15 protein-coding genes are annotated in these 15,073 nt (G+C 63.6%); 11 read left to right on the forward strand and 4 right to left on the reverse strand.

What is annotated here, in order from left to right; all coding sequences use genetic code 11:
• Nucleotides 1-177 precede the first annotated feature (177 nt).
• The 7 genes from FJ978_RS15920 to FJ978_RS15950 all read left to right on the forward strand — a co-directional run bounded on the left by FJ978_RS15920 (nucleotide 178) and on the right by FJ978_RS15950 (nucleotide 8,209).
• Nucleotides 178-1,281, forward strand: coding sequence for a histidinol-phosphate transaminase (locus FJ978_RS15920; RefSeq protein WP_140572866.1), 1,104 nt, complete (start codon nucleotides 178-180; stop codon nucleotides 1,279-1,281).
• Nucleotides 1,282-1,389: 108 nt separating this feature from the next.
• Nucleotides 1,390-2,673 carry an FAD-binding oxidoreductase gene (locus FJ978_RS15925; RefSeq protein WP_140572867.1) on the forward strand — a complete coding sequence of 428 codons (1,284 nt, stop codon included), beginning with the start codon at nucleotides 1,390-1,392 and terminating at the stop codon, nucleotides 2,671-2,673.
• Nucleotides 2,674-2,920: 247 nt separating this feature from the next.
• Nucleotides 2,921-4,273, forward strand: a complete 1,353-nt coding sequence (locus tag FJ978_RS15930; RefSeq protein WP_140572868.1) for an extracellular solute-binding protein — start codon at nucleotides 2,921-2,923, stop codon at nucleotides 4,271-4,273.
• 100 nt (nucleotides 4,274-4,373) lie between these two features.
• On the forward strand, nucleotides 4,374-5,312 hold the full coding sequence (locus tag FJ978_RS15935; protein ID WP_013896997.1) for a sugar phosphate isomerase/epimerase: 939 nt from the start codon (nucleotides 4,374-4,376) through the stop codon (nucleotides 5,310-5,312).
• Nucleotides 5,309-6,244, forward strand: a complete 936-nt coding sequence (locus tag FJ978_RS15940) for a sugar ABC transporter permease (protein ID WP_013896998.1) — start codon at nucleotides 5,309-5,311, stop codon at nucleotides 6,242-6,244. Before FJ978_RS15935 ends, FJ978_RS15940 begins: the two co-directional genes overlap by 4 nt.
• Nucleotides 6,241-7,137 carry a carbohydrate ABC transporter permease gene (locus FJ978_RS15945; RefSeq protein WP_013896999.1) on the forward strand — a complete coding sequence of 299 codons (897 nt, stop codon included), beginning with the start codon at nucleotides 6,241-6,243 and terminating at the stop codon, nucleotides 7,135-7,137. The genes FJ978_RS15940 and FJ978_RS15945 overlap by 4 nt, the downstream gene beginning before the upstream one ends.
• 1 nt (nucleotide 7,138) lies before the next feature.
• Complete coding sequence (locus FJ978_RS15950; protein ID WP_140572869.1) at nucleotides 7,139-8,209, forward strand: Gfo/Idh/MocA family oxidoreductase; 1,071 nt, start codon at nucleotides 7,139-7,141, stop codon at nucleotides 8,207-8,209.
• Between the two features lie 32 nt (nucleotides 8,210-8,241).
• Here FJ978_RS15950 and FJ978_RS15955 read toward each other — a convergent pair whose 3' ends face one another.
• A complete protein-coding gene (locus tag FJ978_RS15955; protein WP_140572870.1) occupies nucleotides 8,242-9,048 on the reverse strand; it encodes an SDR family oxidoreductase in 807 nt (268 codons plus the stop codon).
• Nucleotides 9,045-9,899 (reverse strand): NAD(P)-dependent oxidoreductase, encoded by an 855-nt coding sequence (locus FJ978_RS15960; RefSeq protein WP_013897002.1) that lies wholly within the window; start codon nucleotides 9,897-9,899, stop codon nucleotides 9,045-9,047. Before FJ978_RS15960 ends, FJ978_RS15955 begins: the two co-directional genes overlap by 4 nt.
• Nucleotides 9,900-10,134: 235 nt before the next feature.
• On the opposite strand from FJ978_RS15960, the gene FJ978_RS15965 reads away from it, so the two are divergent.
• From FJ978_RS15965 to FJ978_RS15975, 3 genes are read left to right on the forward strand one after another with little or no spacing between them, the layout of a single operon-like run.
• Nucleotides 10,135-10,779, forward strand: coding sequence for an isochorismatase family cysteine hydrolase (locus FJ978_RS15965; protein ID WP_013897003.1), 645 nt, complete (start codon nucleotides 10,135-10,137; stop codon nucleotides 10,777-10,779).
• Between the two features lie 46 nt (nucleotides 10,780-10,825).
• Complete coding sequence (locus FJ978_RS15970; RefSeq protein WP_013897004.1) at nucleotides 10,826-11,374, forward strand: MarR family winged helix-turn-helix transcriptional regulator; 549 nt, start codon at nucleotides 10,826-10,828, stop codon at nucleotides 11,372-11,374.
• Nucleotides 11,375-11,417: 43 nt separating this feature from the next.
• Nucleotides 11,418-12,611: an amidohydrolase family protein gene (locus FJ978_RS15975; protein ID WP_013897005.1), complete on the forward strand. Its 1,194-nt coding sequence runs from the start codon at nucleotides 11,418-11,420 to the stop codon at nucleotides 12,609-12,611.
• Here the strand turns inward: FJ978_RS15975 and FJ978_RS15980 are convergent.
• Both FJ978_RS15980 and FJ978_RS15985 read right to left on the reverse strand, forming a co-directional pair.
• The gene (locus tag FJ978_RS15980) at nucleotides 12,608-13,192 is read right to left on the reverse strand and encodes an amino acid synthesis family protein (RefSeq protein ID WP_140572871.1); all 585 of its coding nucleotides are present in this window, start codon (nucleotides 13,190-13,192) and stop codon (nucleotides 12,608-12,610) included. The two genes, FJ978_RS15975 and FJ978_RS15980, sit on opposite strands and share 4 nt — an antisense overlap.
• Nucleotides 13,189-13,773: an amino acid synthesis family protein gene (locus FJ978_RS15985; RefSeq protein ID WP_013897007.1), complete on the reverse strand. Its 585-nt coding sequence runs from the start codon at nucleotides 13,771-13,773 to the stop codon at nucleotides 13,189-13,191. Before FJ978_RS15985 ends, FJ978_RS15980 begins: the two co-directional genes overlap by 4 nt.
• 255 nt (nucleotides 13,774-14,028) lie before the next feature.
• Between FJ978_RS15985 and FJ978_RS15990 the strand changes: the two genes are divergently transcribed.
• Nucleotides 14,029-15,033: a BMP family ABC transporter substrate-binding protein gene (locus FJ978_RS15990; protein WP_013897008.1), complete on the forward strand. Its 1,005-nt coding sequence runs from the start codon at nucleotides 14,029-14,031 to the stop codon at nucleotides 15,031-15,033.
• Nucleotides 15,034-15,073: the final 40 nt, after the last annotated feature.

Here is a 15,073-nt window from a genome sequence, read left to right on the forward strand (position 1 = left end):
CTTAGGTTCCATATACAAGCATATACAAACCATTTCAGCTAGGCTATTTGTGACGTCGTCCACCAGTGCACCCTGCAGGCGACCGGCTTGCCCCCGGGAGGATGCAGCGAAATCCGGTGTTTGAGAACCCGGCCGATGACGGGAGTCTGTCGGCTGCCGAAGAGGAGCCCGCGCCCCGTGTCGAAAGCCTCGCATATGGTCAGAACCGAAGTCACGCATCTGTCGCCTTACAATTCAGGGCTGACAATCGACGAGGTCATGGCGCGATACGCGCCCGCCAGGATCGCCAAGCTAGGTTCGAACGAAAACCCGCTTGGGCCGAGCCCGACCCTGGCGACGACAATGGAGGCCGGCTCCGAGATGTTCCGGCTTTATCCGGACCCCGCAGGGCGCAAGCTCCGCCAGGCGATCGGCGACAAATATGCCGTCGCCGAGGATCAGGTCATCCTTGGCAACGGCTCCGAAGACCTTCTCTCCGTCATAAGCCGCGCCGTCTTGCGGCCGGGCGACGCCGTCGTCACACTCTATCCGTCGTTCCCGCTGCACGAAGACTACGCCACGTTGATGGGCGCGACCGTCAGGCGCGTTGCCGTCAACGACGACCTCACGATCAACGTCGATGCGCTGACCGAGGCGGTGCGCGAGCGTCCCCGCATGCTGGTGTTTTCGAACCCGATGAACCCGGTCGGCAGTTGGCTGTCGGGCAGCGATCTGTCGAGGGTGCTGGATGCAGTCGGCGACGAGACGCTGATCGTCGTCGACGAGGCCTATGCCGAATATGCCGTGGGCGACGACTATGTTTCCTCCCTGCCCTGTCTCGCCAAACGTGACCGGTCCTGGATCGTATTGCGGACATTTTCGAAGGCATTTGGCCTAGCGGGCCTGCGCATCGGCTTCGGCATCGTCGGCGACCCGGAACTGCGTGCGCTGTTTGATTGTGTCCGCACACCATTCAACGTCAACGCCATGGCCCAGGCCGCAGCACTCGCGGCGCTCGCCGATGAGGAACACCTCGCCAAGGTGGTCGCGCTGGCCAAGGCGGAGAGAGCACGCGTCGAGAGTTTCCTCATCAGCAAGGGCGTCGAGGTCGCGCCTTCCAGAGGCAACTTCCTGTTCTTCAACTGCCGGCAAAATGCCAGCGCATTCGTCGAGGGCTTGCTGCGCGAAGGCGTCATCGTCAAACCCTGGAGACAGGAAGGCTACGACACGTATGTGCGTGTCAGCATGGGCTCACCGTTGGAGAACGATCACTTCATGGCCGCGCTCTCGCAACTGTTGTGATTTCCCGAAAGCCATGCTGAATTGCCGCGCGCCCGGCTCGATATTCGCGGGTCTGCCATTTCTCGCGGGCGCAGTCACGCCACCACCAAGCCCATAAGAGCCCGCAATATGTCCGAGAGCAGCCTGCCCAGGAGCCTCTACCGCGAAACGGCAGGCGGCACCGGCAGTTATCCCACGCTCGCCGGCGCGCAGCGGGCAAGGATCGCCATTGTCGGCGGCGGCTTCACAGGCCTTTCGACCGCCTTGCATCTGGCGGAAGCCGGCGACGACGTTGCCGTGCTCGAGGCTCAGCAGCCGGGTTGGGGCGCTTCGGGCAGAAATGGCGGCCAGGTCAATCCCGGTCTCAAATACGACCCCGACACGATCGAGGCAATGTTCGGCCCAGAGCTGGGGCTGCGGATGATCGATTTCTCCTATGGCGCGCCGGATTTCACCTTCGGCCTCATCAAGCGCCTGTCGATCGCCTGCGAGGCGCGGCAGAACGGTACCATACGCGCGGCCATCCGGCCGAAGCCGGAAGCCGCTGTTCGGGCCACGGCCGCCCAATGCGCGCGGCGAGGCATGCCGGTCGACATGCTGGACGCAAAGGCGATGGCGGCACGAACCGGAACCGACAGATATACATCCGGCATGTTCGATGCCCGCGGCGGCGACCTCCATCCCTTGAAATACAGCCTTGGCCTGGCTGCCGCCGCGCAGAGCGCCGGCGCGCGGATTTTTGGCGGCAGCGAAGTCTTCGCGCTGAAGAGGGAGGCTGGACGGTGGGTGCTCAAAACCACCGGCGGCACCGTCAGCGCCGAGAAGGTGCTTATCGCGACCAACGGCTATACAGGCGCCCTATGGCCAGGGCTTGAGCAGTCCCTTGTTCCTGTGTTCAGCGCGATTGCGGCGACCGAACCGCTTACGCCGGCGATCGCGGCCGCAATCCTGCCCGAAAGGCCCGTCGTCTACGAAGCCGGCAACATCACCGTGTACTACCGCATCGATGCCGACGGGCGCCTTCTCATGGGCGGCCGGGGACCGATGAGCCCGATCGAAAATGCCTCCGCCATTCGCTATCTCACCGACTATGCACTGCGGCTTTGGCCGGCGCTTGCGGGGGTACGGTGGACACATGGCTGGAATGGCCGGGTCGCAATCACCAAGGACCATCTCCTGCACGTTCACGAGCCGGAAGATGGCGTGCTGATCTGCCTTGGCTATAACGGCCGTGGCGTCGCCATGGCCTCGGCGATGGGCGCTGCCCTGGCGCAGCGCCTGCGCGGTGATGAGACGTCGCCGTTTCCCATGCCGATATCGCCGCTCAAGCCAATCCGGTTTCACCGCTTCTGGCCGCTCGGCGTGAAGGCGGCGATCCTTTCGGGGCGACTGAAGGATCGGTTCGGCCTCTGACGCGAAGAGTTCGCCCGGCCTGACGGCCCTGGGACCTGTCACGGGCTGCCGGCGTTTTTGGTCCGCGCCCTTTTCATATTCGAACGCGAAGCCAGCCATTTTCGCTCGGTAGCGCTACCGCGTGGCCGACCAAATTATAGGCATACTTGCCGATTGACAAAAATCATAACAGGGGACCAAGATCATATGACCATCAACGATCTTGGTCCCGAGGTTGCCCCTCGGCATTGGCGAAAAGGAGAGCCAGATGCCCGTTCAGCAGAGAGTGACCCATCGTTCGAAACAAAGCCCCGCCAGTTCCATCCTCGCCACCGCGCTGCTAAGCCTCAGCCTGATCACAATGCCCGGCATAGGCCATGCCGATGGGATCACACTCAAGGTTTTCGGCGGCTCGGCGCTTGACGAACTCGCGCCGCGCCAACCGCCGGACGAGCAGAAGAAGATCCAGCAGCAGGTCATCGACGGGTTCCTCAAGGCCAACCCCGAGGTGACCGCTGTCGAATGGGACGCGCAGGGGCCACAGACCGATTCGATCCAGCGCCTGATGACCGCCAAGCTTGCAAACCAGGAAATGGACCTGATCGCCTGCCCGGCCTTCTACACCAATGGCGCCTATGTCCGGCGCAAGCTGGTCATGCCCATCACCGACAAGATCAAGCCGTTCCAGGACCGGATCGACGCCGCGGCACTTGGCGCCTTCACCATCAGCGGCCAGGTCTACGGCGTGCCGATCTCGACGCTCTCGACGTCGACGATCTTCTACAATGTCGACCTCTTCCAGAAACTCGCCATCCCGGTGCCGCCGACCTATGACGACCTGAAGGCGGCGGTGCCGAAATTCAAGGCCGACGGCGTGATCCCGCTTCTGCATCAGGGCTCGAACACCGTGATGTGGCCGATGTGGTATTTCGAAACCTTCTCGCAGGCCTCGGGCGATGCCGTCGCCAAGACCCAGAAGAACCTCGAGGGCACGGCGAAGTTCACCGATGCGCCCGATGTCGAAGGGTTCAAGCTGATCAAGCAGTGGGTCGATGACGGCATCCTTTCCAAGGATTCGCTCTCGGTCGACCAGGACGGCATGCGTGCGGCCTTCGCCGCCGGCAAGAGCGCCATGTATTATGGCGGAACCTGGGAAGTCCCCTCGCTCCAGACCAGCGTCAAGAACTTCAAATGGGGCGTCTTTGCCTTTCCTAAAATGGACGGAACGCCGGGGGCGCCGGGCCATGGCGGCGGTGCCGACAACGGCATGTGCGTTTCCTCGTCGATCCCGCCCGAGAAGCTCGATGCCGCCGTCAAGTTCATCGAATATCTGACTAAGCCGGAGGTGGCGACGCTCTATCTTGCACCGGAGCAGCCGATCGCGGCCTCGATCAAGGGGGTGCCGCAGGTCGACGATGCCTATGCCGTCGAACTGCGCAAGCAAGCCTTCCCGAGCACGATCAAGTTCCTCGACTGGATCTGGCCGTCGGAAGTCGCGACGGCCACGGCTTCGGCCATCGCCGGCATCGTCGGCGGCACGACGACGCCCGAGGATGCCGCCACCTCGATCCAAACCACCTTCGACGACCTCAAGGCCCAGGGCAATTGGCCGCCGAAGTAAGCGCCGATCTTGGGCGGACGCGCATTCAGCCGAGTGATGCGCCAAGCATGAAAACAGGGGCCGCCCGCTTCGGGGCAGCCTCATCAATCGGAGAGAACACATGACGCAGACTCGCGCCGAGCGGCAGCGCTTCTCGATCGGCTATCACCTGAACAGCTGGGACCTGACCGGCCTTCCGCTCGGGCCGGCCATCAAATTCCTGGCCGAACAGGGTTTCGGCTGGTTCGAGATCCTCGCCTTCACCAGCCTTTCGGACCAGTACGCCCGCAAATACATGCAGCTCGGCAATCAGGCGCCAATGGGGGTGACCACCGACACCGACATCCTGCGGCGCTATGCACTGCTCTCGGAAGGCCAGAGCGAGCATGGCATCAAGCTCTCCTCCTTCTACGTCAATGCGATCTTCACCAACCCTGTCGCCTGGCCTTACGAACGCGACGTGCTGGTGGCGCTGACCAGGATGCTCAGGGGTTTTGGGTCACCGGTGCTGGTTCTCGGTGGCGGTCCCTCGGAAGCCATCGCCGGCGCCCACACGGCCGACGACTACCGCGCCTTTTGCCGGGCCCTGGAGGATGTCGGCAGGCGGACAAAGGACCTCGGCATTGAGACGGTCTATCACCCGCATCTCGATACCTTTATCGAGCGCCGCGACCAGCTCGATCGTATGATGGATGAGCTCGATACCGATCTTGCCGGCCTGTGCATCGATCCGGCCCATCTTGCCCACACCAATTCCGATCCTGTGGACGCGGTCAGGACCTACATTTCGGCCGTGCGCTACATGCATTTCAAGGATACCAGGGTGGACCCGGGCCTGAAGGGCTATGACCGCTATGGCGCCTTTTGCGAACTCGGCGCCGGCGTCGTCGATCTCGCCGGCATCGTCGACGTGTTGCTGGAGGCCAATTACGACGGTCTCGCCATCATCGAGCTGGATGCGTCGAAGAAGACGGCGGAGCAAAGCGCGCTGGAAAGCATCGCCTATACCAGGGACACGCTCGGGCTGGTGCTGACGCCGCAAAGCGCGAAGGCCGCATGATCACGCGGCCACAAGAAGTCGCTCCTGCTCCGGGTCGTTCCGGCGCTTGGCGCTTCGGTGCCGGGGACGGTGCCGTCGCCTTCTTGATGATCCTGCCCGCCGCGATCCTGTTTTGCCTCTTCTACCTTTGGCCGTTCATCAACGGTTTCTGGCTCAGCCTGCACAATTGGGACGGGTTTTCGGACCCGACCTGGGCAGGCTTTTCCAACTATCAACGCCTCCTGCACGACCGCATCTTCCTCGGCGCGCTGCGCAACAATTTGATCTTCGTCGTTGCCGTCGTCATCTTGAAGAACGTGCTCGGCCTCGGGCTGGCGCTGCTGCTAAACCGGGCGCTGGTCGGCCGCGCTTTCTTTCGTGCAGCCGCATTCGTTCCGGTGACGATGTCCTTCGTCGCCGTCGGACTGCTCTGGTCCTGGATCTACAATCCGGTCTTCGGCCTGCTCAACGGCGCGCTCGACCTGTTCGGCCTCGGCGCGCTGAAACAATCATGGCTTGGCGACGCCGACATCGCGCTCTATTCGATCATCGTCGTCGACGTCTGGAAATGGCTCGGCTTCCATGCCGTCATCTACCTCGCGGGGTTGCAGACGATCCCGTCGGAACTCTATGAATCGGCCAAGATGGACGGCGCCGGCCCGCTGCAGCGCTTTCGGCACGTCACCGTGCCGATGATGATGCCGATCGTGTTCATCAACACCATCCTCGGCCTTTCCGGCGCCTTCGTGCGCAACTTCGACATCGTCTATGTCTTGACCAAGGGCGGTCCGAACCATGCCACCGAAGTCGTACTCACCTACATGATGAGCAAGGCTTTCCAGGACGGCGCCATGAGCTATGCCGCGGCCATCGGCTATGTGCTGTTCCTGATCGTCGGGCTGGCCAGCGTCGGCCTGCTCGCCCTGATGCGGCGACAAAGGCTGGACGTATGATGAACGGCGCGGCCGACCCTTTGCCCACCCTCGATGATGGCGCGGCCTACAGCCGCCGTCGCCTTGGCACGCGCGACCTGCTCGAAGTCGCGGGTATCTACGCGGCGCTCGCTTTGGTGCTCATCGAGACGCTCTATCCCTTGCTTTGGGTGCTGTTCGGCTCGCTCAAGACCAAAGAGGAGATGCTGAGCAACATCTGGGGCCCGCCATCGAGCCTGGTGCTGCAGAACTATGTCGATGCCTGGCGCATCGCCGGCATGGGATCGCGTATCGTCAGCAGCATTCTCGTCACCGGTTCGGCCCTGATCATCCTGGTCGTCGTGGCAACGCCCTGCGCCTATGCATTGGCGCGCCTGCGGTTTCCTGGACGCGGCCTCGTGGTGGCGGTGGCAGTGGCGGCCATGCTGGTGCCCCCGCAGGTGATGGCCATTCCGCTGTTCATGGTGGCGCGCGATCTCGGCCTGATCAACAACCGGCTCGGGATTGCCTTCGTCTATGCGGCGACGTCGCTGCCGCTGTCGGTCTTCATCCTGCGCAGCTTCTTCGTCACGCTGCCCGCCGATCTCGAGGACGCAGCGCGCGTCGACGGCGCGAGCCGCCTCGAGATCCTGATCCACATCATGCTGCCGCTGGTCCGGCCGGGCGTCGCGCTGATCACGATCTTCGGCTTCATCGAGATCTGGAACGATTTCTTCCTCGCCTTCCTGCTGCTGCGCGACCCTTCCGTACAGACCATCCCGCTCGGCCTGGTCAGCTTCTTCCAGCAGTATGATTCGCTCTGGACGCTCTATTTCGCCGCGTTGACGATCACGACACTGCCGGTGATCGTCGTCTTCGTTGCCATGCAACGGCAGTTCATCGCCGGCCTGACAGCCGGCGCCGTGAAGGGTTGATATGCAGGATCGCCTCATTGGCGTTGGCGTCATCGGTTGCGGCGAAATCGCCCAGCTGATGCATTTGCCGTATCTCATGGAATTGCCGGCGTTTCGCATCGCCGCTCTCTGCGACATCTCGCGGGGGACGGTCGACAAGGTCGGGGAGCACTATGGTGTCGCGGGAAGGTATACCGATCATCGCGCCCTGCTCGCCGACCCGAATGTCGATGCGGTGGTGATCTGCACTTACGATCATGGCGAGATGGTCGCCGACGCGATCCGCGCCGGCAAGCACCTGATCGTCGAGAAACCGCTCGCCTTCACGCCGCAAGAGGCACGTCCGCTGGTCGAACAGGCCGAGCGGAGCGGCCTCGTCGCCCTTGTCGGCTACATGAAATTCTACGATCCCGGTTATGAGACCGGGTTGGAGCGCATAGCCGCCATCGGCCGGCCGAAGTCGATCCATATCCACGATTTCGGGGGCCGCTTCGACCGCTATGGCAAACTCTACACGCAGACCCGGATCACCGACGTGCCGGCCGACGTGTTGGCGGCGGGACGCGAAACGGTCGCCCGGCGCGTCGAGGCGGCGCTCGGTGTGGACCATGCCGGCTATCGCGATCTCTATCTTGTACTGCTCAGCCTCGCCAGCCATGACCTTGCCGTCATGCGCGGCGCGTTCGGCACGCCCGACCGTGTCGTCCATGCGCAACAGGCCGGTCCGAACCAGTTGCTGGCGGTCCTCGACTATGATGGCGTTCCTTGCCTCTTCGACATGGCACTTGCCCAGTATGAATGGTGGGACGAGTGGATCCATGTGCATGGCGAGCGCGATGAGGTGCGGATCGAATTCCAGAACCCCTATTTCCGCAATGCCTCGGCAACCGTGCGCCTGCGCGAGGCAACAGGCGAAACCGCGTCCGAGCGCACCATACCGGGTTTCCCGGACACCTCGTTCCGTCGGGAATGGCAGCATTTCGCCGATTGCATCCTGTCCGGGGCAACGCCGCGCACCCCACTTTCAGGCGGGCTTACCGATCTCGATCTTGCGGTCCGGATGATCCAGGCAATGCCGCCAAAACGGCTCTGACGGTACATCCGCCCGGGAATTTGCGGCGACCCCTAGCGATACTTTGGAAACGCGCCGCCGGCCGGCGCGTTGGCCCAGCTCTGCAAGGTCTGACCGCCGTCGATCAACCAGTCGACGCCGGTCACATGCCTTGCCTCGTCCGAAGCGAGGAAGGCCACCGCGGCAGCGACATCCTCCGGCTGGCCAATGCGGCGCAGGGGGATCCGGTCGGCGAAATGCTGGACGCTGCTTTTGAAATCGCCGTCGCCTGCAGCCGGCACGCCGAGCGTCGTCTCGATCACGCCGGGGCAAATGGCGTTGACGCGTATGCCGTAGGGGGCGGCATCGAGCGCGGCGACGCGCGTCAGCCCGACGACGCCATGTTTCGAAGCGACATAACCGGCGCCGCCCGAAAGCACGTCCGAGCCGGCCATGGACGAACCCATGTTGACGATCGAGCCGCCGGCTCCGGCCTTGATCATGGCCTGGAGCGAGGCCTGCAGGACGAGGAAGATGCCGCGCAAATTGATGCGGATGATGGTGTCCCAGTCCTCGACCGGCAAATCATGCACGGGAGCGACGGCGCCCGAAATCCCGGCATTGTTGAATACGACGTCCAGGCCGCCAAATGCCTCGACGGTCGTTTCGACGGCGTTGCGCACATTCTGCTCATCGGTGACGTCGGCTTCGATGGCGACCGTGTCTTCGCCGAGAGAGCTGGCCAGTTGCCGGGCCGCCGCGCCGTTGCGGTCGACAATGGCAACCCGCGCGCCTTCGTCGCGGAAACGCCGGACCGCGGCACTGCCAATGGCGCCGGCGCCGCCGGTGACGAGGACCGTCTTCTGGTCGAACCGTTTCATCCCTGGGTCTCCGGCTTTGGATAGGAACGCCATGAGTGCTCCGGCGCGAAGCCGATCGTCGCGCGCGCGTGGGCCGTATCGAGCACGGCGCCGAAACCGGCGATTGGCCGCGACAGGGCGACCCCCGGATAGACCCGGCGGACCAGCGCTTCGGTTTCCTCTTCCATGAAGGTGTCGGCGGCACTGAGCAGGACCCGCAGATGGCCGCCGCCTTGCCATTCGAGCGCCCGCAGGAAGCCCTGCCCGGCATCACGCGCATCGAGATAGCTCCACAGGTCGCGGGCACTGTCGGCGGTGGCGCGGCGCGGGCCGACGCCGGCGAAAAAGGATTGCGGGGTCTGGATCCACGGCATGCGGATGCTGACCGCCGAAAAAGCGCCGCGGCGCACCGCCGCGTCGACGATTTCCTCACCCAGCCACTTCGACAAGCCGTAAGGATCCTGCGCACCGACCGGATGGTTCATGTCGACCGGCAGATAGGGCGGAATGACCGCCTTCTCGAAGAAGGGATAACCGAAGACGCTGAAGGAGGAGGCATAGACGAAGCGCCCGATGCCAGCCAGGGCCGCAGCTTCGACGACATTGTAGGCGGTCGCGACGTTGGTCCTGAACACCTCGCCGCCGGCCCGACCGGTCGGCCGCGGAATGGCCGCGACATGCACGACGGCATCGCAGTCGCGCACCAGTTGAAGCGCCGATCCCAGGTCCGTCAGGTCGGCGGTGGCATGACGCCATGCGCTCCCGACCGGCGCCACCGCATCGATGCCCAGCACATCATGGCCGGCGGCAATCAGTGCCTCGGCCACATGACGGCCGAGCAGGCCACTGGCTCCGGTGACAATCGTCTTCATAATCACGGCCCTCGGCTCGCACGCTCAATGGCTTGAATATCATTGATGGTCATACAAATCGAGCGCAAGATTGCATACCCTTGTCAAGGCCATATCGCACTGGACAAATAGCGCATACGCTTATCGGAGCGGCGTGCGCAAGGCCGGAGAGCACAGCTTTGCGTCGAACGGGATTGACTTGGCATCCGCCAAGGTTTTTTGTATGAGCATCAACGATCGACCAAAGGAGATCGCCATGGCCGTGGACGTTTTTTCCTCGCATCGGCACGATGATGCGGTGCGCCTCGATCCGCAACGCGCAGCCATTGTCGTCATCGACATGGTCAATGAATTCTGCAAGCCCGGCGGGGCCATGGTCCTGCCTGGATACGAGACGCTGGTCGCGCCGCAACTGGCCGTCATCGAGGCTGCGCGCGCCGCCGGTGTGCCGGTGATCTGGGTTCACGATGCCCACCGGCCCGGCATGCGCCGCGAGCGTGAATGGGTAAAGCGCACACCGCATTGCGTGGAGGGAAGCTGGGGACCGGAAATCATCGAGGATCTCGGTGCGCGCGACGACGAGATCCACGTCATCAAGCGGCGCTACTCGGCCTTCTTCCAGACCGACCTCGACCTGACCCTCAAGGACATGCAGGTCGACCAGTTGATCATCTTCGGCGTGGTCACCAATATCTGCGTGAGATCGACCGTCCACGACGCTTTTTTCCAGGGTTATGAAGTGGTGGTGCCGAGCGATTGCTGCGCGGCGACCGGACCGCGCGAGCAGGAAAGCTCGCTCTACGACATAGCGACGCATTTCGGCGTGGTCAGCGATTCGGCTGATGTCGTCGCGGCATTGCGCGACGGGACGTCGCTGCAGCCGGCGAGCGTCGCGGCGTGAGCCTTTTAGAGCCAGCGGCATCCAAGACATGCGATAGGAGTCCGGTTTGACGACCGAAAAGAAATCCGGGAAAGATGAGACGCCGAGGCGGCAACGCGGCAGCGCGGTGCCGCTGAGCCGCGAGCAGATGCTGGAGCGATACGCCGAGACCGGATACGAGTTGGACCGCCACCCGGCGCACGTCATCCGCAAGGCGCATCAGCGCGCGACACTGCGCTTCCAGCAGGTCATGGCTGGCGAAGACCTTTCGCCAACCCAGTTCGCGGCGCTTGCCACGATCCTCAAACATGGCGAAGTCTCGCAGAACCATCTCGGCCGGCTGACGGCGATGGACCCGTCGACCATCAGCATCGTCATGCGCAAGCTGCTCAAGCACGGGCTGATCACGCGCAGCGCTTCCGACACCGATCAGCGCCTGTCGATGATCGCGCTGACCGAGAAAGGTACCGAATATACGCTCGAGCGGCTCGAACGCAGTGTCGAGGTCGGACGGCGGTTCCTGTCGCCTCTGTCAGCCACCGAGCAAGCGACGTTGCTGCGGCTGCTCCAGCGCATCAATGACGACGATCCATCGAATGGGGACAACGGCAAATAAGCCGCGCCCAGGCCCTTTTCCATACCAGCAGAAATGAGAACCGATGTCGTCCGACCCCAAGTCGTCTGCCAACACGCTCGTCGTCCGCAACATCGGCCTGATGCTGAGCGGCGACCTCAGCCATCCCATCATCGACGCCGACACCATTGTCGTGGCCGACGGGCGCATAACCGGTATTGGCAAGGCCGATGACGTCGACAGCGGCAATGCGGCGACTATCATCGATGCGATGGGCTGCGCGGTGGCGCCGGGGCTTATCGACAACCATGCCCATCCCGTGGCTGGCGACTGGACGCCCCGGCAGAACCAGATCGGCTGGATGGATTCGACCGTGCATGGCGGCGTCACCACGATCATTTCGGCGGGCGAGGTCCACACGCCCGGCCGCCCACGCGACCTGATCGGGCTGAAGGCGCTGGCGATCGCGGCGCAGCGGACCTTCTCCAACTTCCGTCCCAACGGGATGAAGATCCTGGCCGGCGCGCCCATCCTTGAGCCCGGCCTCACAGAGGACGATTTCCGCACCTTGGCCGAAGCTGGTGTGACGCTCGTCGGCGAGGTTGGACTAGGCGGCGTCAAGGACGGTCCGACCGGCAGGCAGATGATCGCCTGGGCGCGCAAATACGGCATGACCTCAATGACCCATACGGGCGGTCCGTCCCTGCCCGGCTCCGGCCGCATCGGCGCCGACGTCGTGCTGGAGGTCGACGCCGATATCGTTGCCCACGTCAATGGCGGGCCGACGGCTCTGCCCGAAAGCGAGATCCGGCAGATTTGCGAAAACGGCTCTCGGGCGCTTGAAATTGTCCACAACGGCAATCTGCGCACCGGCCTGTTCGTGCTCGACCTGGCAAGGCAGCGCGGCGAGCTTTCGCGCATCGTCCTCGGCACGGACAGCCCTGCCGGATCGGGCGTGCAGCCGCTCGGCATCCTGCGGATCCTGACCATGCTGGCTTCGCTGGGTGGTATTGCGCCGGAAGTGGCGTTCTGCCTCGCCAGCGGCAACACGGCGCGGGTCCGCGGGCTGGCTGACCGGGGCATCATCGAAGTTGGCCGCGCCGCCGACCTTATCTTCATCGATCAGGCGATGGGCGGCGCCGGCGACGGGCTGCTCGACAGCGTGGCGTTGGGCAATCTGCCGGGCATCGGCATGGTCGTCATCGATGGCGAGGTGCGTACCGGCCGCAGCCGCAACACCCCGCCGGCAATGCGGGTGCCGGAAGTCAGAGCGGCCTAGCTGACGCCGTCCTTGCCGATAATCTTGTCCTTGGTCAGCCCGCCGACGCGGGGGTGCGGCCTGCCGGAATCGGTGACGGCGTTGGCGACGACGATCTCGTCGGCGCGCGGTGCGTCGGGAACGCGAACCTCCATGCCGTCGAAATGACTGCGCACCCGTGCCGCATCCTTGTGGCCAAGCGGAATGTCGAGCGGCACGCCAAGGCCGCCACGCTTTTTCGATGAGGGAATGAGCGCGGCGCCCTTGCCGAGCACATCGCGAAACGGGGCGCCGAGCTTTGGATGAAGGATGGCGGCGGCATGTTCGAGCTCGCCGTCGGCGCCGACGGCGGCTGCCTTGCCGAAGCTTTCGACCTGGTCGCCGGCGATGCCGAGGGCAGCGACGGCACGCCTGGGCAATATATCGCCCAGCGCCTCGCCAATGGCGCTCAACGCCGACAGATCCTCGACAAAGGTCCCGGCATATGGGTTACGGATCACGGCGATGGAAGCGGCGCGCCGCGTCGGCGGGTCGACAGGGCGCCCGCCTTCGATCCGGGTTTCCTCGACGATGGTGATGATGCGGCGGATTTCCATGCTCATCGCAATCCGTCCTCGCCCTTGATGTCGGCTGCAGCCAGGCCGCCGACCCGCGCATGAACGCGCGCACCGGTGGTCATCGCCAGGATGACCGCCATCTCGTCGCTGCGCGGTGCATCGCCAACGCCGATCTCGATCGCGTCGAAATGGCTGCGCACGTAAGAGGCGTTGATGTGGGTGATCGGAATGTCGATGCGCGTTCCGGGGCCGCCGACCTTTTTGGTCGATGGCACGATGGCCTTGGCGTCGCCGAGTAGTTCGCGCATCGCGTAGCCGCCCGGATTGTGCCACAGTGCGCCATGTTCAAGCTCGCCGGCGGCGCCGACGATGGCACCCTTGCCATAGCCTTCGACAGCAGCGACGCCATCACCCATGGCATCGATCAGCCGCCGTGCCATTTCGAGGCCGAGCGGCCTCAGATCCTCCATGAAGCCGGTGATCTCTTCGACGTAGCGTCCAGCAAAAGGGTTGGCGATGACGGCGACAATCGCGCCGCGCTTGGGCGGGCGTGCCGCGGGCGGCCCGCCCTCATGGAAGATCTCCTCGACCTGGACCAGAAATTTTCTGACCACCACAGCTGGCATTGCGCGTATCCTTCGTCCCGTCACTCATGAAAACTCGTTAGAGTATCAACAATTATCCATCGTCGATGTTTGTCAAGCGTCGACGTCGAGCAAGCGAATGGAGCGGCCAGGAAAACTGCAATGGATGCCGATTGACAGCCTGTCGGGCCGCTCATAAACTCATATGACCATCAACGAACTCGCCGTTGTCCCGGCGATACGTGGGGGATGGTCAAGGCATGGCTTTAAAGCTGAAAAAAGCTGAAGGGGAATGACATGAAAAGGGCGCTCAAGAGTTTATTCCTGGCAGGCACGATGCTTGCCGTTTCGTTGGGTTCGGCTGCCGCACAGACCAAGGTCTCCGTGGCCGCCATCTCGGGCTATTTTGCCCAGGGCTTCGGCGTTTCGATCGTCAACGGCCTCAACAAGGCCAAGACCGACTTCGGCATCGACCTCAAGCTGGTCGATACCGGCAACCGGGCCCTCGACTACGAGGAGCAGTTCGAGAACCTCGCCAAGGCCAAGCAGTACGACCTGATCTTCGTGATGGGCTGGGAACTGGTGGATTCGCTGCAGAAGGTCAGCAAGGAGTATCCCGACCAGCGCTTCGTCTTCATCGACGGCGTGCTCGACAACCCCAAGATGATCTACGCCAACTTCGCCGAGGAACAAGGCTCCTTCGTCGCCGGCGCGCTGGCCGGCATGATCGAGGCCAAGGGCAGCGAATTTCCCAAGATCGGCGACGGCAAGGCAATCGGCTTCGTCGGCGGCCGCGACATCCCGGTGATCCGCAACTTCCTCGGCGGCTACGAACAGGGCGCCAAATACGCCGCGCCCGACGTGAAGGTGAATTCCGTGTTCGCCGGCACTTTCGACGATCCGGCCAAGGGCAGCGAGCTTGCCCAGGCGCTTTACGGCCAGGGCTCCGACATCGTCTACAACGTTGCCGGCCCGACAGGCGAAGGCGTGATGCAGGCAAGTGCCGCGGTCGACAAATATTCGATCGGCGTCGACATCGACATGTGCGGCTCGGCGCCCGGGAACGTACTCGCAAGCATGTTGAAGCGCGGCGATATCGCCGTCTACACGCTGATCAAGGACGAGGTCGAGGGCCGCAAGGTCACCGCGGGCACCCGCACGTTTGACCTCGCCTCGGGCGGCGTCGAGGTCAAGGTCTGCGACGACATCGCCCCCAAGATCCCGGCTGACGTGACCACCAAGCTGGACGAGATCAAGAAGGGCATCCTCGACGGCAAGATCGTGATCGCCAAGGCGAAGTAAGCCAGCAGCAGCGCATTCCTCCCAAGAAAGCGCTACGCTG

This window comes from Mesorhizobium sp. B1-1-7, assembly GCF_006442705.1.
GTDB classification, from domain to species: domain Bacteria; phylum Pseudomonadota; class Alphaproteobacteria; order Rhizobiales; family Rhizobiaceae; genus Mesorhizobium; species Mesorhizobium opportunistum.